General features: G+C 71.2%; 23 protein-coding genes. 14 read left to right on the forward strand and 9 right to left on the reverse strand.

What is annotated here, in order from left to right; all coding sequences use genetic code 11:
• Window positions 1-3: 3 nt before the first annotated feature.
• From bchY to FV229_RS06385, 11 genes are all read left to right on the forward strand, one after another.
• Window positions 4-1,590, forward strand: a complete 1,587-nt coding sequence (gene bchY, locus FV229_RS06335; protein ID WP_147751148.1) for a chlorophyllide a reductase subunit Y — start codon at window positions 4-6, stop codon at window positions 1,588-1,590.
• Complete coding sequence (bchZ, locus tag FV229_RS06340) at window positions 1,590-3,056, forward strand: chlorophyllide a reductase subunit Z (RefSeq protein ID WP_147751149.1); 1,467 nt, start codon at window positions 1,590-1,592, stop codon at window positions 3,054-3,056. Before bchY ends, bchZ begins: the two co-directional genes overlap by 1 nt.
• Before the next feature lie 125 nt (window positions 3,057-3,181).
• Window positions 3,182-3,397 carry a hypothetical protein gene (locus FV229_RS06345; protein WP_147751150.1) on the forward strand — a complete coding sequence of 72 codons (216 nt, stop codon included), beginning with the start codon at window positions 3,182-3,184 and terminating at the stop codon, window positions 3,395-3,397.
• Between the two features lie 161 nt (window positions 3,398-3,558).
• Window positions 3,559-3,792 carry a light-harvesting antenna LH1, beta subunit gene (pufB, locus tag FV229_RS06350; protein WP_147730005.1) on the forward strand — a complete coding sequence of 78 codons (234 nt, stop codon included), beginning with the start codon at window positions 3,559-3,561 and terminating at the stop codon, window positions 3,790-3,792.
• An 11-nt stretch (window positions 3,793-3,803) separates the two neighbouring features.
• On the forward strand, window positions 3,804-3,986 hold the full coding sequence (gene pufA, locus FV229_RS06355; protein WP_147730006.1) for a light-harvesting antenna LH1, alpha subunit: 183 nt from the start codon (window positions 3,804-3,806) through the stop codon (window positions 3,984-3,986).
• A gap of 156 nt (window positions 3,987-4,142) precedes the next feature.
• Window positions 4,143-4,967 carry a photosynthetic reaction center subunit L gene (pufL, locus tag FV229_RS06360; RefSeq protein WP_147751151.1) on the forward strand — a complete coding sequence of 275 codons (825 nt, stop codon included), beginning with the start codon at window positions 4,143-4,145 and terminating at the stop codon, window positions 4,965-4,967.
• A 96-nt stretch (window positions 4,968-5,063) separates the two neighbouring features.
• Window positions 5,064-6,044 carry a photosynthetic reaction center subunit M gene (gene pufM, locus FV229_RS06365; protein WP_147751152.1) on the forward strand — a complete coding sequence of 327 codons (981 nt, stop codon included), beginning with the start codon at window positions 5,064-5,066 and terminating at the stop codon, window positions 6,042-6,044.
• Window positions 6,041-7,171 (forward strand): photosynthetic reaction center cytochrome PufC, encoded by a 1,131-nt coding sequence (pufC, locus tag FV229_RS06370; protein WP_147751153.1) that lies wholly within the window; start codon window positions 6,041-6,043, stop codon window positions 7,169-7,171. The genes pufM and pufC overlap by 4 nt, the downstream gene beginning before the upstream one ends.
• Window positions 7,172-7,722: 551 nt before the next feature.
• Window positions 7,723-7,848 (forward strand): type B 50S ribosomal protein L36, encoded by a 126-nt coding sequence (gene ykgO / locus FV229_RS06375; protein WP_003601867.1) that lies wholly within the window; start codon window positions 7,723-7,725, stop codon window positions 7,846-7,848.
• A gap of 111 nt (window positions 7,849-7,959) precedes the next feature.
• Window positions 7,960-8,586: a hypothetical protein gene (locus FV229_RS06380; protein ID WP_147751154.1), complete on the forward strand. Its 627-nt coding sequence runs from the start codon at window positions 7,960-7,962 to the stop codon at window positions 8,584-8,586.
• Window positions 8,583-9,599: an alpha/beta fold hydrolase gene (locus tag FV229_RS06385; protein ID WP_246688076.1), complete on the forward strand. Its 1,017-nt coding sequence runs from the start codon at window positions 8,583-8,585 to the stop codon at window positions 9,597-9,599. The genes FV229_RS06380 and FV229_RS06385 overlap by 4 nt, the downstream gene beginning before the upstream one ends.
• 36 nt (window positions 9,600-9,635) lie before the next feature.
• Here the strand turns inward: FV229_RS06385 and FV229_RS06390 are convergent, their stop codons facing one another.
• The 4 genes from FV229_RS06390 to FV229_RS06405 all read right to left on the reverse strand — a co-directional run bounded on the left by FV229_RS06390 (window position 9,636) and on the right by FV229_RS06405 (window position 13,241).
• Window positions 9,636-9,827, reverse strand: a complete 192-nt coding sequence (locus tag FV229_RS06390; protein WP_147751155.1) for a DUF1737 domain-containing protein — start codon at window positions 9,825-9,827, stop codon at window positions 9,636-9,638.
• 70 nt (window positions 9,828-9,897) lie between these two features.
• Entirely contained in the window at window positions 9,898-11,334 is a 1,437-nt protein-coding gene (pyk, locus tag FV229_RS06395; RefSeq protein ID WP_147751156.1) for a pyruvate kinase, read from the reverse strand.
• 137 nt (window positions 11,335-11,471) lie between these two features.
• Complete coding sequence (locus tag FV229_RS06400) at window positions 11,472-11,861, reverse strand: DUF1036 domain-containing protein (protein WP_147728959.1); 390 nt, start codon at window positions 11,859-11,861, stop codon at window positions 11,472-11,474.
• A 72-nt stretch (window positions 11,862-11,933) separates the two neighbouring features.
• Window positions 11,934-13,241: a glycerate kinase gene (locus FV229_RS06405; protein ID WP_147751157.1), complete on the reverse strand. Its 1,308-nt coding sequence runs from the start codon at window positions 13,239-13,241 to the stop codon at window positions 11,934-11,936.
• 211 nt (window positions 13,242-13,452) lie between these two features.
• Between FV229_RS06405 and FV229_RS06410 the strand changes: the two genes are divergently transcribed.
• The 3 genes from FV229_RS06410 (at window position 13,453) to FV229_RS06420 (ending at window position 14,956) form a co-directional block, all read left to right on the forward strand.
• Window positions 13,453-14,220: an N-formylglutamate amidohydrolase gene (locus tag FV229_RS06410; RefSeq protein ID WP_147751158.1), complete on the forward strand. Its 768-nt coding sequence runs from the start codon at window positions 13,453-13,455 to the stop codon at window positions 14,218-14,220.
• Window positions 14,221-14,280: 60 nt separating this feature from the next.
• A complete protein-coding gene (locus tag FV229_RS06415) occupies window positions 14,281-14,589 on the forward strand; it encodes a DUF1244 domain-containing protein (protein WP_147751159.1) in 309 nt (102 codons plus the stop codon).
• A gap of 88 nt (window positions 14,590-14,677) precedes the next feature.
• Complete coding sequence (locus FV229_RS06420; RefSeq protein ID WP_147727302.1) at window positions 14,678-14,956, forward strand: DUF2312 domain-containing protein; 279 nt, start codon at window positions 14,678-14,680, stop codon at window positions 14,954-14,956.
• A gap of 211 nt (window positions 14,957-15,167) precedes the next feature.
• On the opposite strand, the gene FV229_RS06425 is transcribed toward FV229_RS06420, so the two are convergent.
• From FV229_RS06425 to FV229_RS06445, 5 genes are all read right to left on the reverse strand, one after another.
• Window positions 15,168-16,460: an aminotransferase class I/II-fold pyridoxal phosphate-dependent enzyme gene (locus FV229_RS06425; protein ID WP_147751160.1), complete on the reverse strand. Its 1,293-nt coding sequence runs from the start codon at window positions 16,458-16,460 to the stop codon at window positions 15,168-15,170.
• 229 nt (window positions 16,461-16,689) lie between these two features.
• Entirely contained in the window at window positions 16,690-17,076 is a 387-nt protein-coding gene (locus FV229_RS06430; RefSeq protein ID WP_147751161.1) for a response regulator, read from the reverse strand.
• A gap of 75 nt (window positions 17,077-17,151) precedes the next feature.
• Window positions 17,152-17,478, reverse strand: coding sequence for a YnfA family protein (locus FV229_RS06435; RefSeq protein ID WP_147751162.1), 327 nt, complete (start codon window positions 17,476-17,478; stop codon window positions 17,152-17,154).
• A gap of 89 nt (window positions 17,479-17,567) precedes the next feature.
• Window positions 17,568-18,755 (reverse strand): HWE histidine kinase domain-containing protein, encoded by a 1,188-nt coding sequence (locus FV229_RS06440; RefSeq protein ID WP_147751163.1) that lies wholly within the window; start codon window positions 18,753-18,755, stop codon window positions 17,568-17,570.
• A gap of 312 nt (window positions 18,756-19,067) precedes the next feature.
• Window positions 19,068-20,699, reverse strand: coding sequence for an AarF/UbiB family protein (locus FV229_RS06445; RefSeq protein WP_147751164.1), 1,632 nt, complete (start codon window positions 20,697-20,699; stop codon window positions 19,068-19,070).
• Window positions 20,700-20,726: the final 27 nt, after the last annotated feature.

Genomic DNA, 20,726 nt, shown 5'->3' on the forward strand with positions numbered 1-20,726 from the left:
CGCATGGCCGTCACCCTTGACATCGCAGCGCTTCGCGCCCGCCGGGAGGTCCCGGCCTCCGCCCTGGAAGCCCTCCAGGCGCCGGTCCCCGCCGCTCCGATCGATGTCGCTGCGACCAAGGGCGACGGGCTCGGCTGCCATTCCGGCAAGGACGTGATGCGGGCGGCCGCCGAGGCCGCCGGCATGTCGGAAACGCTGGAGCAGCTCAAGACAGATTATCCGGTCGGGCCCCACGACCAGCCCCAGAGCATGTGCCCGGCCTTCGGCTCGCTCCGGGTCGGCCTGCGCATGCGGCGCACCGCGACGATCCTCTCCGGCTCGGCCTGCTGCGTCTACGGGCTGACCTTCACCTCGCATTTCTACGGCGCCAAGCGCTCGGTCGGCTACGTGCCGTTTAACTCCGAGACGCTGGTCACCGGCAAGCTGTTCGAGGACATCCGCGAGGCGGTGTTCCTCACGGCCAAGCCCGCCGACTACGACGCCGTCGTGGTGATCAACCTCTGCGTGCCCACCGCCTCCGGCGTGCCGCTGCGCCTGCTACCGAAGGAGATCGACGGCGTCCGCATCATCGGCATCGACGTGCCGGGCTTCGGGGTTCCGACGCACGCCGAGGCCAAGGACGTGCTCGCCGGCGCGATGCTGAAATTCGCCCGCACCGAGGCCGAGCAGGGACCGGTCCAGGCGCCGCGCGCCGGCCGCTCCGAGCGCCCGACGGTGGCGCTTTTGGGCGAGATGTTCCCGGCCGACCCGGTGGTGATCGGCGCGATGCTGGAGCCGCTGGGGCTCGCCGCCGGCCCCGTGGTCCCGACACGCGAGTGGCGCGAGCTCTATGCGGCGCTCGACGGCGCGGCGGTGGCGGCGATCCACCCGTTCTACACCGCGAGCATCCGCGAGTTCGAGGCCGCCGGCCGGCCGATCGTCGGCTCGGCGCCGGTGGGCGTCGACGGCACCAGTGACTGGCTCGATCGGATCGGCGAGGCCTGCGCCGTGCCGCGGAGCCTGGTCGAGGCCGCCAAGAATCGCCTGCTGCCGCCGATCCGCACCGTGCTCGCGGCGGCCCCGATCAAGGGCCGGATCACGCTCTCCGGCTACGAGGGCTCGGAGCTTCTCGTCGGGCGTCTGCTGGTCGAGAGCGGCGCGGATCTCCGCTACGTCGGCACCGCCTGCCCGAGAACCCCCTGGGCCGAGGCCGACCGCGACTGGCTCGAGGCCCGTGGCATCCAGGTCAGGTTCCGCGCCTCGCTAGAGGACGACCTCGCCGCGATGCGCGAATACCGGCCGGACCTCGCCATCGGCACGACCCCGGTGGTTCAGAAGGCCAAGGAGGCCGGGACGCCGTCCCTGTACTTCACCAACCTGATCTCGGCCCGGCCGCTGATGGGCGTCGCCGGCGCCGGCTCGCTCGCCACGGTGATCAACGCCGCGCTGGGCAACAAGGGCCGCTTCGACGCGATGCGGGACTTCTTCGAGGGCGTCGGCACCGGCCACGCCGCCGGCGTCTGGGAGGACGTGCCGCAGCTCCGCAAGAGCGTATCGCGGGCGCCCGCGCCGAAAAAGCACGACCACGACCCGATTGGGGAGATGGCCTGATGCTCGTCCTCGATCACGACCGCGCCGGCGGATACTGGGGTGCCGTCTACGTCTTCACGGCGATCAAGGGCCTGCAGGTCATCATCGACGGCCCCGTCGGCTGCGAGAACCTGCCGGTCACCTCCGTCCTGCACTACACCGACGCGCTGCCCCCGCACGAGCTGCCGATCGTCGTCACGGGCTTGGGCGAGGAGGAACTCGGCCGCCACGGCACCGAGGGCGCGATGAAGCGGGCGCACGCGGTGCTCGATCCGGGCCAGCCCAGCGTCGTCGTCACCGGCTCGATCTCCGAGATGATCGGCGGCGGGGTGACGCCGGAGGGCACCAACATCCAGCGCTTCCTGCCGCGCACCATCGACGAGGACCAGTGGCAGACCGCAGACCGGGCGATGCGCTGGCTCTGGCAAGAATACGGCGCCAAGCGCTTCGCGAAGAAGGGCATTCCGGCGCGCCCCGCCCGCAAGGACGGCGAGCGCCCGCGGGTCAACCTGATCGGGCCGGCCTACGGCACCTTCAACATGCCCTCGGATCTCGCCGAGATCCGCCGGGTGGTCGAGGGCATCGGCGCCGAGATCAACCTGGTCTTCCCCCTCGGCTCGCATCTCGCCGACGTGCCCAAGCTCGTCAACGCCGACGCCAACGTCTGCCTCTACCGCGAGTTCGGGCGCCTGCTCTGCGAGGACCTGGAGCGGCCCTACCTACAGGCCCCGATCGGCGTGCTCTCGACCACCAAGTTCCTGCGCTCGCTCGGCGAGATCCTCGGCCTCGACCCCGAGCCGTTCATCGAGCGCGAGAAGCACACCACGATCAAGCCGGTCTGGGACCTTTGGCGCTCGGTGACGCAGGACTTCTTCGGCACCGCGAGCTTCGGCATCGTCGCGACCGAAACCTATTCGCGCGGCGTGCGCCACTTCCTCGAAGACGAGATGGGGCTGCCCTGCACCTTCGCCTTCGCGCGGAAGCCCGGCGCCAAGCCCGACAACGAAGCGGTCCGCGAGGCCATCGCGAAGACCCCGCCGCTGGTACTGTTCGGCTCGTTCAACGAGCGGATGTACGCGGCCGAAAGTGGCTGCCGCGCGGTCTTCGTGCCGGCCTCGTTCCCCGGCGCGATCATCAGGCGGCACACCGGCACCCCGTTCATGGGCTACTCGGGCGCGACCTACCTCGTGCAGGAAGTCTGCAACGCGCTGTTCGACATGCTCTTCCACATCCTGCCGCTCGCCCGCGACATGGATGCGGTCGAGGCGACGCCGGCGCGGATGCACCGCGAGCTGCCGTGGGACGAGGCGGCGCGCGCAGCCCTCGACGCGCATGTCGAGAGCCAGCCGGTCCTGGTCCGGATCTCGATGGCCAAGCGCCTGCGCGACGCCGCCGAGCGCGACGCACGCCGCGACGGCGCCGCCCGCGTCGGGTCCGCGCACGTCGAGACCGCCCACGGCGCCCTCAAGCTCGGGGTGGCCGCATGAGCGCCGCCGCGAGCCTGCCCGGCCTTACCGCCCTCACCCCTTCGCCCCGGCCCCGGCCGGACGAATCCGCCCGCACCCCGCCGAGCCCGCGCACCGCGCCGGCCCAAGCGTCCAGGAGGACATCCATGGCCCGATCGATCGATGCGACGTCCCGGCTCCATCAGGAGGAGGTCCAGTTCAAGATCATCCTCGGTGCGACCTACCCGTTCTTCCTCGCCGCCGCGGTCGCCCAGCGCGTGATGCCGGCGCGCGAGGCCGGGCGCCCGGCTCAGCGCCGCTCGGTCTTCGGCGAGGCCAGGGCCATGGCGGTCTCGGCCATCCCCTACGCCTTCATGGGCTGACGCTTTCGGGCCGAGCCGGACGCGCACCGCGCAGCCCGGCCCTTCGAGACGCTTCCGTCCGGGCAACGGGTGGAAGTCCGGTCGTGGCACCTCAACGCCGCCACGGCGCTCCCCCCCGCGCGACGCTGCCGCGCGGTCAGCCAAACGGAGGTACTTCAACCATGGCCAATCCCGGAACGCTCGAACGTCCGAGCAGCCTCTCGGGGCTGACGGAACCTGAAGCCAAGGAGTTCCACGCGATCTTCCTGACGAGCTTCATCATCTTCACCGCGATCGCCGTGGTCGCGCACATCCTGGTCTGGATGTGGCGCCCCTGGCTGCCCGGGCCGAAGGGCTACGCCATGCTCGAGGGCGGGGCCCAAGCGGTCCACGGCCTCGTCTCGATGATCTCGTAAGGGAGGACACCATGCACAAGGTCTGGCTCCTGTTCGATCCCCGCCGCACGCTGGTGGCTCTGTTCACCTTCCTCTTCGTGCTCGCGTTGCTGATCCACTTCATCCTGCTCAGCACCAGCCGGTTCAACTGGCTGGAGGGCGCCAAGGATTCCAAGGCGGCCTCCCTCCAGATCGTCGCGCCGACCCCGGCGTGACCCGGCCCCGCGGCGGCCGGCCGGGCGTGCCCGGAAGGCCGTCCCGCGGGACGCCTCGCAACGACCGCGGCGGGCCGGAGGATCGATCCTCCCGCCCGCTGCGCCCGACGCCGACCGCCGCCCGACGGCCGCAGACCCATCCGGAGGCATTTCGCCATGGCGATGCTGAGTTTCGAGAAGAAGTACCGCGTCCGCGGCGGCACCCTCGTCGGCGGCGACCTGTTCGATTTCTGGGTCGGGCCGTTCTACGTCGGCTTCTTCGGCGTCACGGGCCTGTTCTTCACCCTGCTGGGCACGGCGCTGGTCGTCTACGGCGCCGCGCTGGGACCGACCTGGAACATCTGGCAGATCAACATCGCGCCGCCCGACATCAAGTACGGGCTCGCGCTGGCGCCGCTCAAGGAGGGCGGCCTCTGGCAGATCATCACCTTCTGCGCGATCGGGTCGTTCTCGTCCTGGGCGCTGCGCGAGGTCGAGATCTGCCGCAAGCTCGGCATGGGCTACCACGTGCCCTTCGCCTTCTCGATGGCGATCTTCGCCTACGTCGTGCTGGTGGTGGTCCGCCCGTTCCTGATGGGCGCCTGGGGTTACGGCTTCCCCTACGGGATTCTCAGCCACCTCGATTGGGTTTCGAACACCGGGTACCAGTACCTGCACTTCCACTACAATCCGGCGCACATGCTCGCGGTGACCTTCTTCTTCACCACGACGCTGGCGCTCGCCATGCACGGCGGCCTGATCCTCTCGGCCACGAACCCCGCCAAGGGCGAGACCGTGAAGAGCCCCGAGCACGAGGACACCTTCTTCCGCGACACGATCGGCTACTCGATCGGCACGCTGGGCATCCACCGCCTGGGCCTGTTCCTGGCGCTGTCGGCCGGCTTCTGGAGCGCCGTCTGCATCGTGATCAGCGGCCCGTTCTGGACCCAGGGCTGGCCGGAATGGTGGGGCTGGTGGCTGAACCTGCCGGTGTGGCGCTGAACGAACGCGAGACCCGGCTGCGCCCCGCGCGGCCGGCACGGGGACGGTGACGGCCGACACGTCGCTTGAAGAACGCTCCCGGAAAGGGCCGAGGCAATGGCGTACTACCAGAACATCATCACGCAGGTGCAGGTCCGGCCGATCGAACCGGAGCACGGCGTGCCGGTCGCGGTCGACGCCCGCTGGGGCACGCCGTTCCACAGCTACCTCATGGGGCTGATCGGAAACGCGCAGGTCGGCCCGATCTACATCGGCTACCTCGGTGCGCTGTCCTTCGCCTGCGGGCTGATCGCCTTCGAGATCATCGGCCTCAACATGTGGGCTTCGGTGAACTGGGACCCGATCCAGTTCGTGCGCCAGCTGCCCTGGCTGGCGCTGGAGCCGCCACGACCGCAATACGGCCTGCGCATCCTGCCGCCGCTCAACGAAGGCGGCTGGTGGCTGATCGCCGGCTTCTTCCTCACCGCCTCGATCCTGCTGTGGTGGGTTAGGCTCTACCGCCGCGCCGCGGCGCTCGGCCTCGGCAAGCACGTGCCCTGGGCCTTCGCCTCGGCGATCTGGCTCTATCTCGTGCTCGGCTTCATCCGCCCGATCATGATGGGCTCGTGGAGCGAGGCGGTGCCCTTCGGCATCTTCCCGCACCTCGATTGGACGGCGGCGTTTTCGCTGCGCTACGGCAACCTGTTCTACAACCCCTTCCACATGCTTTCGATCGTCTTCTTGTATGGGTCGACGCTGTTGTTCGCGATGCACGGCGGCACGATCCTGGCGGTGAGCCGCTACGGCGGCGAGCGCGAAATCGACCAGATCGTCGACCGCGGCACCGCCACCGAGCGCGCCGCCCTGTTCTGGCGCTGGACCATGGGCTTCAACGCCACGATGGAATCGGTCCACCGCTGGGCCTGGTGGTTCGCCGTGCTGACGACGCTGACGGGCGGCATCGGCATCCTCCTCACCGGCACCGTCGTCGACAACTGGTACCTCTGGGCGGTCAAGCACGGGGTCGCCCCGTCCTACCCCCAGGTCTACGGCCCGATCGTCGATCCCTCCAGCGTCGCCCCCTCGGTGCACCCATGAGAACCCTGCTCGCCGTCGCCGGCGCGGTCGCCGCGCTGTTCCTCACGATCGCCATGCTCGGCACCGCCGGCTGGACCCGCCCGCCGATGGCGCAACAGCAGACCGGGTTTCGCGGCACTGCGATGGACGTCATCGAGACCAAGGCGAACAAGGCCGCCAAGATCGAGGCCAACCAGGCGCCCGCGCCGGCCGACCCGGCCGAGCCCGGGGGCGAGAAGGCTTCGGCGGTCTACGAGAACGTCAAGGTTCTCGGCGACCTTTCCGCCGACAACTTCAACCGCCTGATGGCCTCGATGACCGAGTGGGTCGCCCCCGAGCAGGGCTGCACCTACTGCCACAACACCGAGAACATGGCCGACGACAGCCTGTACCAGAAGCGCGTCGCCCGGCGGATGCTGCAGATGGTCCAGCACATCAACTCGACCTGGAAGGAGAACCACGTCCACGAGGCCGGCGTCACCTGCTACACCTGCCACCGCGGCCAGCCGGTGCCGAAGAACATCTGGTTCGAGAACCCCGGCCCCAACGCCGGCCACGGCGTCATCCCGCGCAACAACGGGCAGAACGTCGCCAGCCCCCAGGTCGGCCTGACCTCGCTGCCCTACGGCGTCTACGCCGCCTTCTACGCCCACAAGAACACCCCCGAGGACGCGATCCGGGTCAACGCGACCTCGGCGCTGCCCGAGACCAAGGGCAAGCCGATCCAGGACGCGGAGAAGACCTTCGCGATCATGATCAGCATGGCGCAGTCGCTCGGCGTGAACTGCACCTACTGCCACAACACCCGCTCGGTGGCGGATTGGAGCACGAGCACGCCGAACCGGGTCGCCGCCTGGCACGGCATCCGCATGGTCCGCGACCTCAACGAGGACTACATGCTGCCGCTGTCCTCGACCCTGCCGCCGAACCGTCACGGCCCGATGGGCGACGTGCCGAAGATGAACTGCGCCACCTGCCACAACGGCGCCAACAAGCCGCTCAACGGCGCCCACGTGGTTGAGGCCTACCCGGAGCTCGCCGGGCCGGTCGCCTCCGCGGACATGCCCGCCGGCGTGCCCGTCCAGCCCGCGACGGCGCCCGCCGCGGCACCGGACCCGGCGATGCCGGCGCCCGCGCCGAAGCCCTGACACTCGCGGCCAGGGGGAGCCCCGGTCGAACCTCGCGATCCCAGGACGGCCGCCGAACACGGGTCCGGCGGCCGTTTTCGTTCGGAACGCTCGGGACCCTCTCCGGGCCGGCTTGCGCGCAGCCTTCCGGTGGTCGGCGGCGTCGAAGCGAGCGAGAACGCGGGGCTCGACCGCTCAGGATCGGATTTCGAACCGGGCGCTCCCAGATCGCGAAACCCACATCGTCATTCCGGGGCGCCGCAGGCGAGCCCGGGATCCAGAGCCGCCGACAGCGCCATGCCCGGCACCGACGGCGGTCCTGGATTCCGGGTTCCGCTGCGCGGCCCCGGAATGACGGCACGGGATCACCACCCGTGCCATAAGTTCTGCGTTCAACTTCATCGGGAGCCCTGGGTCGGCCGCGGAACGCCTTGCCTCGCACGGGCGAATCCTGATATGGGGCCGCTCCTTCCGCGATGCGTCCGCCGCCATCGCCGTGCGCCCGCCAGGGCGTGCGATCCCGACACCCTTTCGATGGACGGCCGGTCCGACCCGCGCCGCGTGCAAGACCGATGAAGATTCGCAACTCCCTCAAGTCGCTCCGTGGCCGTCACCGCGACAACCAGCTCGTGCGTCGCAAGGGCCGGGTCTACGTGATCAACAAGACCCAGAAGCGCTTCAAGGCCCGCCAGGGCTGAGGCCCGCCGCCTCCGTCCGCGACGGAGGCCCGGACCGGGCGGCGCAGGCGCCGCCCGCCGCGCGGCATCCCGCGCGTTGACGGCGGCGGGCGGGGGGACCAAGCTTTTCCCATGACGCCCATCGCTCGACCTTTCCTGTTCGCCCTGCTCGCCACCGTCGCGACGGCCGCCGCCGCGGCGCCGTCCCGCACGCCGGAACGCGAGCCGCCGCCCACCGAGCCCAAGGCGCAGGACCGCAAGCCCTCCACCAGCCAGCCTGCCGCCGGCCTGAGCGAGCTCTACGAGCGTCTTCGCGACGCCGGGGACGACGTCGAGGCCAAGGGCGTCGCGACCTTGATCGAGCGGCGCCTCGACCGGTCCGGCAGCGCCACCGTCGACCTCCTCACCGACCGCGCCCGCCAGGCGATGACCACGCAGGATTTCGCGCTGGCCGCCGAGCTGATGGATCGCGTCACCGCGATCGAGCCGGCCTGGTCCGAGGGCTGGAACCGGCGCGCGACGGTGTTCTGGCTGCTCACGGACAAGAGCACGGCGATCGCCGACCTGCAGCGCGCCCTGATCCTGGAGCCGCGCCACTTCGAAGCCTGGGCGGCGCTCGGACGGATCTACCTGTCGATGGACGACAAGGTGCGGGCGATGAACGCCTACCGCGGCGCGCTCGCGATCTATCCCCGCATGCCGAAGCTCAAGGACGCGATGGAGCGTCTTTCGCCCGAGGTGGACGGTCGCGACCTGTGAAGGCCGTGCTCCTCGTGCTCGCGGGCCTGTTCGGCCTCGTGGCCGCCCTCGTCGGCGCCGTGCTCGGCGCGGGCGCGATGGCGACCCTGATCATCACCGCCCGCATCTCGGCGCAGCATCCGCCGGAGGGGCCGTTCGTCGCGGTTCGCGGCGGCCGCCTCGCCACGATTCAGGCCGGCCCCGAGACCGGGGCCCGCGCCACGGTCGTCCTCCTGCACGGGGCCTCGGCCAACGCCTCCGACCCGATGGAGGGCGTCGGGCGGACGCTCGCCGCACAGGGTTTTCGCGTCGTCGCCTTCGACCGGCCGGGCTTCGGCTGGAGCGATCGGCTCTCCGGCGAGGCCGCCGCCACCCCGGCGGTCCAGGGCGCCGCCATCGCCGAGGCGCTGGCGCGGATGGAGATCGGCCCGGCGATCGTGCTCGGCCATTCCTGGGCCGGCGCCCTGGCGCTGAGCCTCGCCCTCGACCATCCCGAGCGCGTCTCCGGGCTGGTGCTGGTCGCGCCGGTGGCGCTGCCGTTCCGCGAGGCGCGGACGCCGCCGTGGTACTGGCGCCTCGCGCTGCAGCCGCCGGTGGCGTGGCTGCTGAGCCGGACGCTCGGCCCGCCGCTCGGCCTGCGCTTCCTCGAGCCGGCGGCGCGCAACGTCTTCCAGCCGCAGCCGGTGGCGGAGGGCTACGTCGAGCGCAGTCGCGCCGCCCTGGTCCTGCGCCCGGATACCTTGCTCGCCAGCGTGCAGGACCTGGTCGCGCTTCCCGCCGCCCTCGCCGCGCAGGCGCCGCGCTACGGAACGCTGCGCGTGCCGACGACGATCGTCACCGGCGACGCCGACAATGCCGTCGGGAACACGACGCAAGCCGACCCGCTGAGCCGGGCGATCCCCGGCGCCGACCTCGTGGTGCTGCCGGGAATCGGCCACATGGTGCCGTGGGTGGCGACGCAGGCGCTGGCCGACGCGGTGTCGAAGCTGGCCGAGCGGGTCGCGGCGCCGGAGGCCGCCCCGGTCGCACCCTGAGGCGCCGCGCGGACCGGACGGCGGGCGCATCGACCGTCAGCGCGACGCGGAAGGCCAGACGACGGCTTGGGCCACGACGACGTGGATGCCGTTGAAGGTCGCCGCCGGCGATCCGTACAGGACGTAGCCGAGGGCGAGGGCGTCCGAGACGCGACGGCAGAACGCCGCGTCGTCCTTGCCGGTCAGCAGGCGATAGGCCGGGAGGCCGTCGGGCGGCTGCGACGTCATCGGAAGCCTCGTTACGATTGCCACCCGAGCGGTGGCTCCGTCCCGCCGAAGAACGGGACGGAGCGGTCGATCACGCCTTCGCGGCGTGCTCGCGGGTGATGAAGGCGATGCGCACGAGGTTCGTCGCGCCCGGCGTCCCGAACGGCACGCCAGCGACCACGATGATGCGGTCGCCGACCTCGGCGAAGCGCTCGCGCACGGCGAACTTCGCGGCTCGGAAGGCCATGTCGTCCACGTCGCTGGCGTCGTTGGTGACGATCGGGTGCGTGCCCCAGGCGATGGCCAGGCGGCGCGCGGTCTCGCGCTTGGGGGTCAGCGCGATCACCGTGGCGTTCGGGCGCTCGCGCGAGAGGCGGAGCGCCGTCGAGCCCGAATGGGTCCAGGCCATGATCGCCTCGAGGTCGAGGGCGTCCACCATCTGGTGGGCGGCGGCCGCGATGGCGTCGGCGGCGGTGTGGTCCGGCGTCGAGTTCTGCGCGCGGATGATCGACCAGTACAGCGCGTCGCGCTCGACCTCCTCGGCGATGCGGCTCATCATGGCGATGGCTTCGAGCGGGAACGCGCCGGACGCGCTCTCGGCCGAGAGCATCACCGCATCCGCGCCCTCGTAGACCGCGGTCGCCACGTCCGAGACCTCGGCGCGGGTGGGCACGGGGGCCGTGATCATCGATTCGAGCATCTGGGTGGCGACGACCACGGGCTTGCCCAGCCGCCGTGCGCTGCGGGTGATGCGCTTCTGCACGCCGGGCACCTGCTCAAGCGGCATCTCGACGCCGAGGTCGCCGCGGGCCACCATCACGCCGTCGGAGATCTCCATGATCTCGTCGAGGCGGGTCAGCGCCTGCGGCTTCTCGATCTTGGCCATCACCAGGGCGCGGCCGGCGCAGACCTTCTTGACCTCGGCCACGTCCTCGGGCCGCTGCACGAAGGACACCGCGATCCAGTCGGCGCCGACGTTGAGGCCGGCCTCGAGATCGCCGCGATCCTTGTCGGTCATCGCCGGCAGCGGGATGACGGTGTGGGGCAGCGAGACGCCCTTGCGGTTCGAGATGCGGCCGCCGACCTCGACGCGGGTGACCGCGCGGGCCTCGCTCACCTCGGTGACGGTGAGGCGCAGCTTGCCGTCGTCGATGATGACCGAGTGGCCCGGCTCCAGGGCGGACAGGATCTCGGGGTGGGGCAGGTAGCAGCGGTGGACGTCGCCCGGCGTCGGGTCGCCGTCGAGGACGAAGCTCGCGCCGTTCTCGATCATCGCGAACCCCTCGGCGAAGGCGCCAAGCCGGAGCTTCGGCCCCTGGAGGTCGACGAGGATGCCGATCGGCCGCTTGAACTCGCGCTCGACCGCGCGGATCGCCTCGACCTTCTCGGGCAGCTTTTCGCGCGGCAGGTGGCTCATGTTCAGGCGGAACACGTCGACGCCGGCCCGGAAGAGCTTCGCGATCATCTCCGGGGTGTCGGAGGCCGGCCCGAGGGTGGCGACGATCTTCGTGCGGCGTGAGCGTTTCATCGGGCCTCCTGGGGGCACATCGCCGCCGTCGCGTGCCCCTTGCGCGTGCCCCTTGGCGGAGCATCATGAAGTCGTGACGACGGGCATGGGGCCAGAAGCACCGGTCGTGCTGCCCCGTCAAGGCGGGGAGGGACGGCTCAGGGCTGCGGCGCGGCCGGCTGGTTCGGATCGGAGAGCTGGATCGTCCAGCTCTTCTGCTCGCCGGTGTCGACCTCGAAGAAGCCGTTGCGGTCGTAGCCGCGGGCGAGGCAGTCCTCGACGCCGCGGATCGTGAACTCGCTGTCCCGGGTGCACATCAGCGAGCGCCCGCTCCACTCGCCGCCGCGCGTGTAGTCGACGGCGAAGACGTAGTAGAACCGGGCGGCGAGGGCGCCCTTCAGCAGGGTCTCGCACGCCTTCGGCGTCAGGTCCCACCAGCCCTCCGTCACCCAGCCCTGCGGGTCGCGGTAGCCCAGCGCGATGCCGACCTTGCTCGGGGTGAGGTTGCACAGGCGCAGGTCCGCGCGGGCCGGCGAGGCACCGAGCATCGCGACGCCCAGGACCGCGCCGGCAAGGACCGCGCCGGCAAGGAGAAGACGCAACGAAAACCCTCCAAAAGATCAGCCGACGAGGATGATGCGGCAATCGTTGACGTTGGTCTTGGTCGGACCGGGCTGAACCAGGTCGCCGATCTCGGCAAAGAAACGGGTGGAATCGTTGTCGGCCAGCATCGCGGCCGGATCGAGGCCCGCGGCGCGGGCGCGCGCCAGCGTCGTCGCATCGACGAGGCCGCCGGCCGGGTCCGTCGCCTCGCCGCGGCCGCCGTCGGTGCCGTCGGTGTCGGCGGCGATGCCGGCGATGCCGGTCTCGCCGTCGAGGGCGATGGCGAGCGCCAGCGCGTATTCCTGGTTCGGACCGCCATGGCCCTCGCCGCGGATCGTCACGGTGAGCTCGCCGCCGGAGATCAGCGCCACCTTGCGGCCGGACGCCTTGATCTCGCGGGCGATGCGGGCGTGCTCGGCCGCGACCTCGCGGGCCTCGCCCTCGAGGTCGGCGCCGAGCATCACCGGCTCGTAGCCGGCGGCCTTGGCGGCGGCGGCCGCCGCCTCCAGCGCGTCGATCGGCCGGGCGACGATGCGGTATTCGGCCCGGGCGAAGGCCGGGTCGCCGGCCTTCGGGGTCTCGTTCAGGGGATCGTTCAGGAGCCGAATCCCGGTCTCGGGCAGGGGGATGCCGCGGCGCTCGCAGATGGCGCGGGACTCGGCCAGCGTCGAGGGGTCGGGCACGGTCGGCCCCGAGGCGATCACCGCGGGGTCGTCGAACGGCACGTCGGAGATCGCCAGCGTCAGGATCGAGCGCGCGTTGCGCGCGGCCACCGCGAGGCGGCCGCCCTTGATCCGCGAGAGGTGCTTGCGCACGGTGTTGATCTCGCCGATCGGCGCGCCGGAGCGCAGCATCGCGCGGGTGATCGCCTGCTTCTCGGCGAGCGTCAGGTCGCCGGCCGGCGCGATCCAGTTGGCCGAGCCGCCGCCCGAGAGCAGCACCAGGACCTCGTCGTCCGGGCCGGCGGCGGTGGCGAGCGCCAGCGCCTCCCTGGTCGCGGCGATGCCGGCCTCGTCCGGCACGGGATGACCGGCCTCGACCATGCGGATGCCGGGCGCGTCCTGCCCGTAGCCGTGGCGGGCGACGGCCAGCCCGACGATGCGGTCGTCGCCGAGCCCGTGCTGCTCGCGGTAGAACCGGCTCGCCACCGCGGCCATGCTGCCCCCGGCCTTGCCGGCGCCGAGGATGATCAGCCGGCCGGGCGTCGGCGGCGGCAGGTGGGCGGGCAGGCAGGTGTCGGGGTGGGCGGCCTTGATCGCCGCGGCCAGGAAGCCGTCGAGCAGGGTCCGCAGGGCGCGCGTGGCGGGGTCGATCTCAGGCGTCATCGGTCGGGTTCTCGCGCGTCGTTTCCTCGTTCGTGCGGTCCTCGCCTTCTCGACCCGCGGGGGCGGGCAGGGGCGACGGGCTTTTTGGGCGACGGGCCTGTTTCTTGCCGTGCCTGTTTCTTGCCGTGAACGCACGATCCTTGATACGTGCTCTGCCCGAGGCTCGCTGCGACGGCAAGGCCTCGCAGCCTCCGCGAACCGAACCGGACCCGTGCCCCTGTCCCACAGCCTCGAGACACACCCGCCCCATCCCGTCGAGACGATCCCCGGCGACCCCGCCTGCGGCCTGGTCCTGGTCTGCGACCACGCCTCGAACCACGTGCCCGACGACATCGCGCTCGGGGTGCCGGAGGGCGAGTTCCGCCGCCACATCGCCTACGACATCGGCGCGGCGGGCGTGACGCGGCGGCTCGCGGCGCTGCTCGGCGCCCCGGCGATCCTCACGAACTTTTCGCGGCTGATCATCGACCCGAATCGCGGGCGCGCCGACCCGACGCTGGTGATGCGCCTGTCGGACGGGGCGGTGGTGCCGGGCAACGCCCGGATCGACGAGGCCGGCAAGCAGGCGCGGATCGCCCGCTTCTACGATCCGTTCGACCGGGCGATCGACGCCGCCGTGGCGGCGGCGCAGGAGGCCGCCGGGCCGCCGACGATCCTGACGATGCACAGCTTCACCCCGTTCTGGCGCGGCGTCGCCCGGCCCTGGGAGGTCGGCATCCTCTACGACCGGGACGAGCGCCTGAGCGCCCCGCTGATCGCCGGCCTGCGCGCAGACCCGGCCGGCCTGACGGTGGGCGACAACGAGCCCTACGGCGGCGGCCTGCCGGGCGACACCATCGACCGCCACGCCACCGCGCGGGGGCTGGCCAACGCGCTGGTCGAGATCCGCCAGGACCTCATCGCCGAGGAAGCCGGGCAGGAGGCGTGGGCCCGGCGCTTCGCCGGGCTTCTGCGGCCCTTGATGACGCCGTGCGCTTGACTCGCGCGCCGCCCGCCCCGACCTCGGGCGGAGTTGCGAGAGACAGCGCGCGAGAGACCGATGACCGAGATCGATCCGAAGACCCAGACCGAGTTGGAGGCGGCGGTCTACCGGCGCCTGGTGGCGCATCTCCAGGCGCGCACCGACGTCCAGAACATCGACATGATGAACCTCGCCGGCTTCTGCAGGAACTGCCTGTCGAACTGGATGAAGGACGCTGCCGACGCCGAAGGGCTCGGCCTGACCAAGGACGAGGCCCGCGAGCGCGTCTACGGCATGCCGTTCCCCGAGTGGAAGGCGAAGTACCAGACCGAGGCCAACCCCGAGCAGCAGGCCGCCTTCGCCAAGGCTGCGGCGGAGCCGCACTGACCGTGCCGCGACGGGGCGGCGCGGGCGGTCCCGGCTAAGCTCCCGGTAAGTTTACTCCCCTACGAACCGGGCAGGACAGGAGAGAACCATGAACGCGCATGCCATGCCGACCCCCGGCGACGTGTCATCATCCGAGGGCGTGGCCGCCGACGAGCTGCGGGCGTTCATCGAGCGCATCGAGCGCCTCGAAGAGGAGAAGAGCGGCATCGCCGGCGACATCAAGGAAGTGATGGCCGAGCTGAAGGGCCGCGGCTTCGACGTGAAGGCGGTCCGCACCATCCTGCGCATGCGCAAGAAGGACCACAGCGAGCGCCAGGAGGAGGAGGCGATCCTCGAGCTCTACATGCAGGCGCTCGGCATGGTCTGAGGGCCGATCCGACATCGATCGAGCCTGACCGGCGGTCACCGACGTTCCACTCGGTCCCACCCACCCTCATCCTGAGGTGCCGCCTCAGCGGCCTCGAAGGAGCCCTCCAGCGGTCGCGCGATCCCTGGAGGGCTCCTTCGAGGCTTCCGCTTCGCGAAAGCGCCTCAGGATGAGGTGTGGGGGTGGGATTCGAGGGCTTGCGACGCGGCTCTCAGCCGACCTGGGCCAGGGCCTGCTCGATGTCCGCGACCAGGTCCTCGACGTTTTCCAGGCCGATCGACAGGCGGACGGTGTCGGGGCCGACGCAGGCCGCCTCCTTCTCGTCCTTCGGCAGCTGGCGGTGGGTCGTCGTGGCGGGATGGATCGCCAGCGACTTGATCTCGCCGATGTTCACCAGGTGCGAGATCAGCTCCAGGCTGGTGATGAACTTGAGCGCCGCGGGCTCGCCGCCCTTCAGGGCGAAGGTGAAGATCGAACCCGGCCCCTGCGGCACGTAGCGCCGCGCCAGCGCCTCACCGGGTTGCCCGGGCAGGCCGGGATAGCTGACCCAGGCCACCGCCGGATGATCCTTGAGGTAGGCGGCGACCGTGCGCGCGTTGGCGCAGTGGCGCGCCATCCGGAGCGGCAGGGTCTCGATGCCGGTGAGCGTCAGGAAGGCGTTCATCGGCGAGAGGCCGGGGCCGAGGTCGCGCAGGCCGAACAGGCGGCAGGCGACGGCGAAGGGGTTGTCGGGGAAGCGCTCGGTGATGACGAGGCCGTCGTAGTCGGGCCATTCCCCGGTGATCAGGTTGTAGTGGTCGGTCTTCGCCCAGTCGAACCGGCCGGCGTCGCAGATCACTCCGCCGATGGTCTGGCCGGAGCCGCCGAGGAACTTCGAGGTCGAGTGCACGACGATGTCGGCGCCGTGCTCGATCGGCCGGATCAGGGCCGGCGAGGCCAGCGTGTTGTCGACGACGAGCGGCAGCCCGTGGCGCCGGGCCACCGCCGCGATGCCTTCGACGTCCATCACCGTGGCGCACGGGTTGACGATCGATTCGCAGATGATCGCCCGTGTCTCCGGCGTGATCGCCGCCTCGAAGTCGGCCGGCGTCAGACCCTTGGCGAAGAGCGGCTTGAGGTCGTAGCGCCCGTCGAGCCGGCGCATCAGCCCGAGCGAGCCGCCGAACAGCCGCGGCGAGGCGACGTAGGCGTCGCCGCTCTTCATCAGGGTCAGCATCACGAGGAGCAGCGCCGACTGCCCCGAGGACACGGCGACGGCGGCCTTGGCGCCTTCGAGCGCGGCCACGCGCCGCTCCAGGGCGGCGACGGTGGGGTTCGAGCCGCGCGAGTACGAGAACCCGGTGCGGCGCATGTTGAAGATGTCGGCGGCCTGCTCGGTGGAATCGAACACGAAGCCGTTGGTGAAGTAGATCGGCTGCGCCCGCGCGCCGGTGGCCGGGTCGGGGCTCGCGCCGGCATGGATCGCCTGCGTGGCGAAGCGGGGGGTCTTCGGCGTGTCTGTCATCGGGCTCGGTCCTCGGACCCACGCCCTATCACGGCCGACCGGGGGCAGGGCAACCGCGCTGCGACCGGCGGAAGGCGATCGTTCGAAGCCGCGTCCGGCGGCTTCAGGGCGCGAAGAGCGCCCCGCGGAGCGAAAGCCTCGAGCCCGCGGAGGCGGGCGCCGGCGATTGAGGCCGAAGACGAACAGGGCAGGCGCTTTCGAGCGCTTGCCCTGGGCTCGGTGGAAGACCCTAGGCGGCGCGGTGGATGAAGGAGCGCAGGGTCCGGACCAGGGTGTTGGGCTCGTAGGGTTTCGGGATGAAGCGGGCGCCGTCGGGCATGTCGTAGGGGCCGGGCGTCCCCATGCCGGACACGACGAGGACCGGGATCGTCGGCCAGCGGTCGGCCACGAGGCGGGCGAGGGCGAAGCCGTCCATCGAGCCCTGCGGCATGTCGACGTCGGTCATCAGGACCTGCACGTCGTGCCGGTTCTCCAGGACCTTGAGGGCCTTGTCCGCGTGGCTCGCTTCGAGAACCGTGAAACCCGCGTCGGCGAGGGTGTCGGCGGCTTCCATCAGAAGAAGGCCGTCGTCTTCTACCAGGAGAACGACGGGTTGATCTGTCGGGCTGTCGGTCATCAGGCCTGCGGAGACTGTCTTTGAAAACCAGCCCCGGGGCCTATTCCCCGGTGTCCGCCCCGTCAAGGCGCGGCCTCATGCGGCCCGCGGCCCCCACAGGATCAGCCCCGCGCCGGCGAGGCACATCCCCGCGCCGACGCAATCCCACCGGTCCGGGACGCGGCCCTCCACCAGCCAGAGCCAGGCGAGGGAGAGCGCGACGTAGACCCCGCCATAGGCGGCGTAGGCGCGCCCGGCCCCCTCCGCCTCGACGCGGGTGAGGAGCAGCGCGAACAGGCCGAGCGCCACGGCGCCGGGAATCAGCCAGAGCGGCGATCGGTCGAGCCGGAGCCAGGCCCAGGCGGCAAAGCAGCCGGCGATCTCGCAGAGGCCGGCCGCGACGTAGAGGAGGAGCGTGGACACGCGCGCTCACTCGCACGCGCGACGAAAAGCACCAAGCGGGCCGGCGACTTTTGGGGGCGGAAAGACCGCTCCGGCGCCCCAGCTCGCGGTCAGGCGGCGACGACCGAGGCGAGCGGCGCCTCCAGGGTCAGCACCGCACCGGTCGGCGGGAAGCCGAGGGAGACCGCGCCGCCGAAATCGTGGCTCAGGCTCCGGGCGATCAGGCGCGTGCCGAACCCGGAGCGCGTCGGCGGCGCGACGGGCGGTCCGCCGATCTCCTCCCAGCGGAAGCGCAGGCGCGCCTCCGGCTCCGGTCCGGCGACCTCCCACGAGATCGCCACCTGGCCGGCGGCGGTGGAGAGCGCGCCGTACTTGGCGGCGTTGGTCGCGAGCTCGTGCAGCATCAGCGCCAGCGTCAGGCCGTGGCCGGCATCGAGGGTCACGTCGGGGCCGCTCACTGCGAAGCGCCCGGGCGCCCCGTCGCCGTGCAGGGCCACCGCGCCCGCGACGAGGCCCGACAGCGAGGCGCTCGACCACGCCCCCTGCACCAGCACGTCGTGCGCGTGGGCGAGGGCCACGAGGCGGGCGTCGAGGGCCTGCCCCGCCTGCTCCAGCGAGACGGCGTTGCGCAGGGTCTGCGCCGCCACCGCCTGGACCAGGGCGAGGGTGTTCTTCACCCGATGCGCGAGTTCCTGCATGTGCAGGGTCTGGCGCGCCTCGTTCCGCTTCAGGTCGGTGATGTCGCGCGACACCGCCAGGATGCGTTCGGGACGGCCGTCGGCGCCGGCGACCGGCGTCACCGCCACGTCCCACCAGCTCGGCGCGTCGGCGCCCGTCATCGCCTGGACCCGGCACGGCCGACCGGCGCGCGCCGCATCGAGGGCGTTTCGGATTCCGGCGCGGCTCTCGGGGAGGGACCAGGCGTCGATCCAGGGGCGGCCGACGCATTCGGCGGTCGACGCCCCCAGGAGCGCGGACCCGTTCTCGCTCACGCGGAGCAGGCGCCCGTCGCGGTCGAGCACCATGACGACGTCGGTGGTGGTCCAGAGGACGTGCCGGTCGAGGGGGTCGGCAGGGCGCGGATTGGCGTCGGACCCGTCCGCATCGACGCGGCGCTCGGGCACGACGATGGGCTCTTGAAGACCGAAGTCGATGCGCTCTTGGAGCGTAGCGTCCGTGGCGTCCACGCCGCCCTGCCGGGTCGCCGCGCCCGAGCGCCGGTTCTCCGCATCGAGGGCGGAGAGGCGCCGGTCGCCGACCACGGCCTGGAACGCCGAGACATCGTAGCCCGCGTCCATCGCATTCGCTCCCCCGATGCCCGTCGCGCGGCGCCGGCGGGCGCGTCCGCGCGGCGTGCGAGGGTGGATCGGCCCAGGGAACGTGAAGGCTTGGGCGACGAGGTGTCGAGATCGGAGCGCCGCCGGCGGATGCTCCCACTTCTGGCCGCGCCCCACCCGCATCCTCACGAATCGGTGGGCTGCGTTAAGCTAGCATACCGCTCCCGCCTCGCAAGATGGGGTTGTACTGCCGTCGGCTCGGCCAAGACGGAGACTGGTCGAGGCCCGGACGTTACAGGCCTCGGCACTTACGTGCCTCGCATCGTCCGGCCGTCACTTCTTCCGGCCGAGCAGGACCAGCCAGCCGACGCCGAGGGTGAAGACGATCAGGCCGATCGTCACGAAGACCGGCGTCCCGAGGTCGATCAGGCGCGGGGCGAGCTGGGTGGCGAAGGCGGCCACGACCAGCGCCACCGCGACGCGGGCGGCCGCCCGCTCGATGCCGCGGGTGACCTTGTCGAGGCCTTTCACCTCGATCTCCACGGTGACGCGCCCCTGCTTGAGCCGCACCAGCATCAGGTGGATCAGGGTCGGCAGCTCGGAGGCCGCGCCGTAGAGGCCGACGCCGAGCGCCTCGGCCTTGGTCTTGAGGCCGCCGAGGGAGAACTGCGACTTCATGCTCGCGCGCACGGTCGGGCCGGCGGCGGCGAACAGGTCGAAGTCCGGGTCGAGGTGGCGCATCACGCCGTCGGCGGTGACGAGACCCTTGAACAGGATCGCGAGGTCGGTCGGCATCGCGAGGTCGTTCTCGCGCGCCATGGTCATGAAGTCGGTGAGCACGAGGCCGAGGTTGAGCGGAATCGAGGAATGGCTTTCGACGAAGGACTGCGCCGAGCCTTCGAGCCGGGTCAGGTCCGGACTGCTCGAGCCCGTCCAGTCGAGCAGCACCGCCATCAGCCCGTCGGCGTCCTGTTTGAGCATCGCGCCGATCAGCACGAGGAGCTGGTTGCGCCGCTTCTGCGACAGGCGGCCGATGATGCCGAAATCGATGAAGCCGATGCGGTTGCCCGACATCGCCAGCATGTTGCCCGGGTGCGGGTCTGCGTGGAACACGCCCTCGATCAGCGCCATCTTCAGGAACGCGTCGGTGCCCTTCTGGGCGAGCAGCTTCTTGTCGACGCCGGCGGCGGCGAGCCGCGCCTCGTCGTTCGGGGGGATGCCGTGGATGAACTCCTGCACCAGCACCCGCTCGGAGCACCATTCCCAGTGGATCTTCGGGAAGACGATGTCGTCGCGGTCGGAGAACAGCGAGGCGAGCAACTCGCAGTTGCGCGCCTCGTTCAAGAGGTCGAGCTCGCCGTTCAGGCCGGCGGCGAGGTGGCGCATCTGCTCGCCCGGTTGGTAGCGGGCCATGTCCGGCCACTCGGTCTCGACGATGCGGGCGCCGTGCGCCATCAGGCGCAGGTCCGCGTCGATGATCTTGCGCAGGCCCGGGCGCAGCACCTTGACGATGACGTCCTCGCCCGAATGCAGCTTGGCCCGGTAGACCTGGGCGATCGAGGCCGAGGCGATCGCGTCGGTGTCGAACTCGGCGAAGATCTCCTGCGGCGGCGCCCCGAGGTCGGCCTCGAGCTGCGGGCGGATCGTCTCCCACGAGACCGGCGAGACTTGGCTGTGGAGCTTGGCCAGCTCCTCGGTCCACATCGGCGAGAGCAGGTCGGGGCGGCTCGCGAGCACCTGCCCGAACTTGATGAAGGTCGGCCCCAAAGCCTCGATCGCCCGGCGCAGGCGCTCGGGCTCGGACAGGCGGGTGACGTCGATCTTCGGCTTGCGGCGCGGAAGGATCGGGATGTAGCGCAGCCCGAGCCGGTCCACGACCTTGTTGACGCCGAAGCCGATCAGGATCGAGGCGATCTCCGACAGCCGCTGACGGTCGCGCGCAGCAACGAAGGCGGTTTTCAGCATAAGGGCGGGTCGATCCGTGCGAAGGCG

The sequence above is a fragment of the Methylobacterium sp. WL120 genome, assembly GCF_008039465.1.
GTDB classification, from domain to species: Bacteria; Pseudomonadota; Alphaproteobacteria; order Rhizobiales; family Beijerinckiaceae; genus Methylobacterium; species Methylobacterium cerastii.

What these genes read in the sequence shown, in the direction of transcription:
- FV229_RS06420 (WP_147727302.1), top strand. Translation starts at nt 14,678, where the DNA reads ATGAACGCGCATGCCATGCCGACCCCCGGCGACGTGTCATCATCCGAG.
- FV229_RS06345 (WP_147751150.1), top strand. Translation starts at nt 3,182, where the DNA reads ATGGCCCGATCGATCGATGCGACGTCCCGGCTCCATCAGGAGGAGGTC.
- FV229_RS06405 (WP_147751157.1), bottom strand. Translation starts at nt 13,241, where the DNA reads ATGACGCCTGAGATCGACCCCGCCACGCGCGCCCTGCGGACCCTGCTC.
- FV229_RS06425 (WP_147751160.1), bottom strand. Translation starts at nt 16,460, where the DNA reads ATGACAGACACGCCGAAGACCCCCCGCTTCGCCACGCAGGCGATCCAT.
- pyk (WP_147751156.1), bottom strand. Translation starts at nt 11,334, where the DNA reads ATGAAACGCTCACGCCGCACGAAGATCGTCGCCACCCTCGGGCCGGCC.
- FV229_RS06400 (WP_147728959.1), bottom strand. Translation starts at nt 11,861, where the DNA reads ATGCTCGGTGCCTCGCCGGCCCGCGCGGACCTGCGCCTGTGCAACCTC.
- bchZ (WP_147751149.1), top strand. Translation starts at nt 1,590, where the DNA reads ATGCTCGTCCTCGATCACGACCGCGCCGGCGGATACTGGGGTGCCGTC.
- ykgO (WP_003601867.1), top strand. Translation starts at nt 7,723, where the DNA reads ATGAAGATTCGCAACTCCCTCAAGTCGCTCCGTGGCCGTCACCGCGAC.
- pufA (WP_147730006.1), top strand. Translation starts at nt 3,804, where the DNA reads ATGCACAAGGTCTGGCTCCTGTTCGATCCCCGCCGCACGCTGGTGGCT.
- FV229_RS06415 (WP_147751159.1), top strand. Translation starts at nt 14,281, where the DNA reads ATGACCGAGATCGATCCGAAGACCCAGACCGAGTTGGAGGCGGCGGTC.
- FV229_RS06380 (WP_147751154.1), top strand. Translation starts at nt 7,960, where the DNA reads ATGACGCCCATCGCTCGACCTTTCCTGTTCGCCCTGCTCGCCACCGTC.
- FV229_RS06440 (WP_147751163.1), bottom strand. Translation starts at nt 18,755, where the DNA reads ATGGACGCGGGCTACGATGTCTCGGCGTTCCAGGCCGTGGTCGGCGAC.
- pufC (WP_147751153.1), top strand. Translation starts at nt 6,041, where the DNA reads ATGAGAACCCTGCTCGCCGTCGCCGGCGCGGTCGCCGCGCTGTTCCTC.
- FV229_RS06390 (WP_147751155.1), bottom strand. Translation starts at nt 9,827, where the DNA reads ATGACGTCGCAGCCGCCCGACGGCCTCCCGGCCTATCGCCTGCTGACC.
- FV229_RS06445 (WP_147751164.1), bottom strand. Translation starts at nt 20,699, where the DNA reads ATGCTGAAAACCGCCTTCGTTGCTGCGCGCGACCGTCAGCGGCTGTCG.
- FV229_RS06430 (WP_147751161.1), bottom strand. Translation starts at nt 17,076, where the DNA reads ATGACCGACAGCCCGACAGATCAACCCGTCGTTCTCCTGGTAGAAGAC.
- pufL (WP_147751151.1), top strand. Translation starts at nt 4,143, where the DNA reads ATGGCGATGCTGAGTTTCGAGAAGAAGTACCGCGTCCGCGGCGGCACC.
- pufM (WP_147751152.1), top strand. Translation starts at nt 5,064, where the DNA reads ATGGCGTACTACCAGAACATCATCACGCAGGTGCAGGTCCGGCCGATC.
- bchY (WP_147751148.1), top strand. Translation starts at nt 4, where the DNA reads ATGGCCGTCACCCTTGACATCGCAGCGCTTCGCGCCCGCCGGGAGGTC.
- pufB (WP_147730005.1), top strand. Translation starts at nt 3,559, where the DNA reads ATGGCCAATCCCGGAACGCTCGAACGTCCGAGCAGCCTCTCGGGGCTG.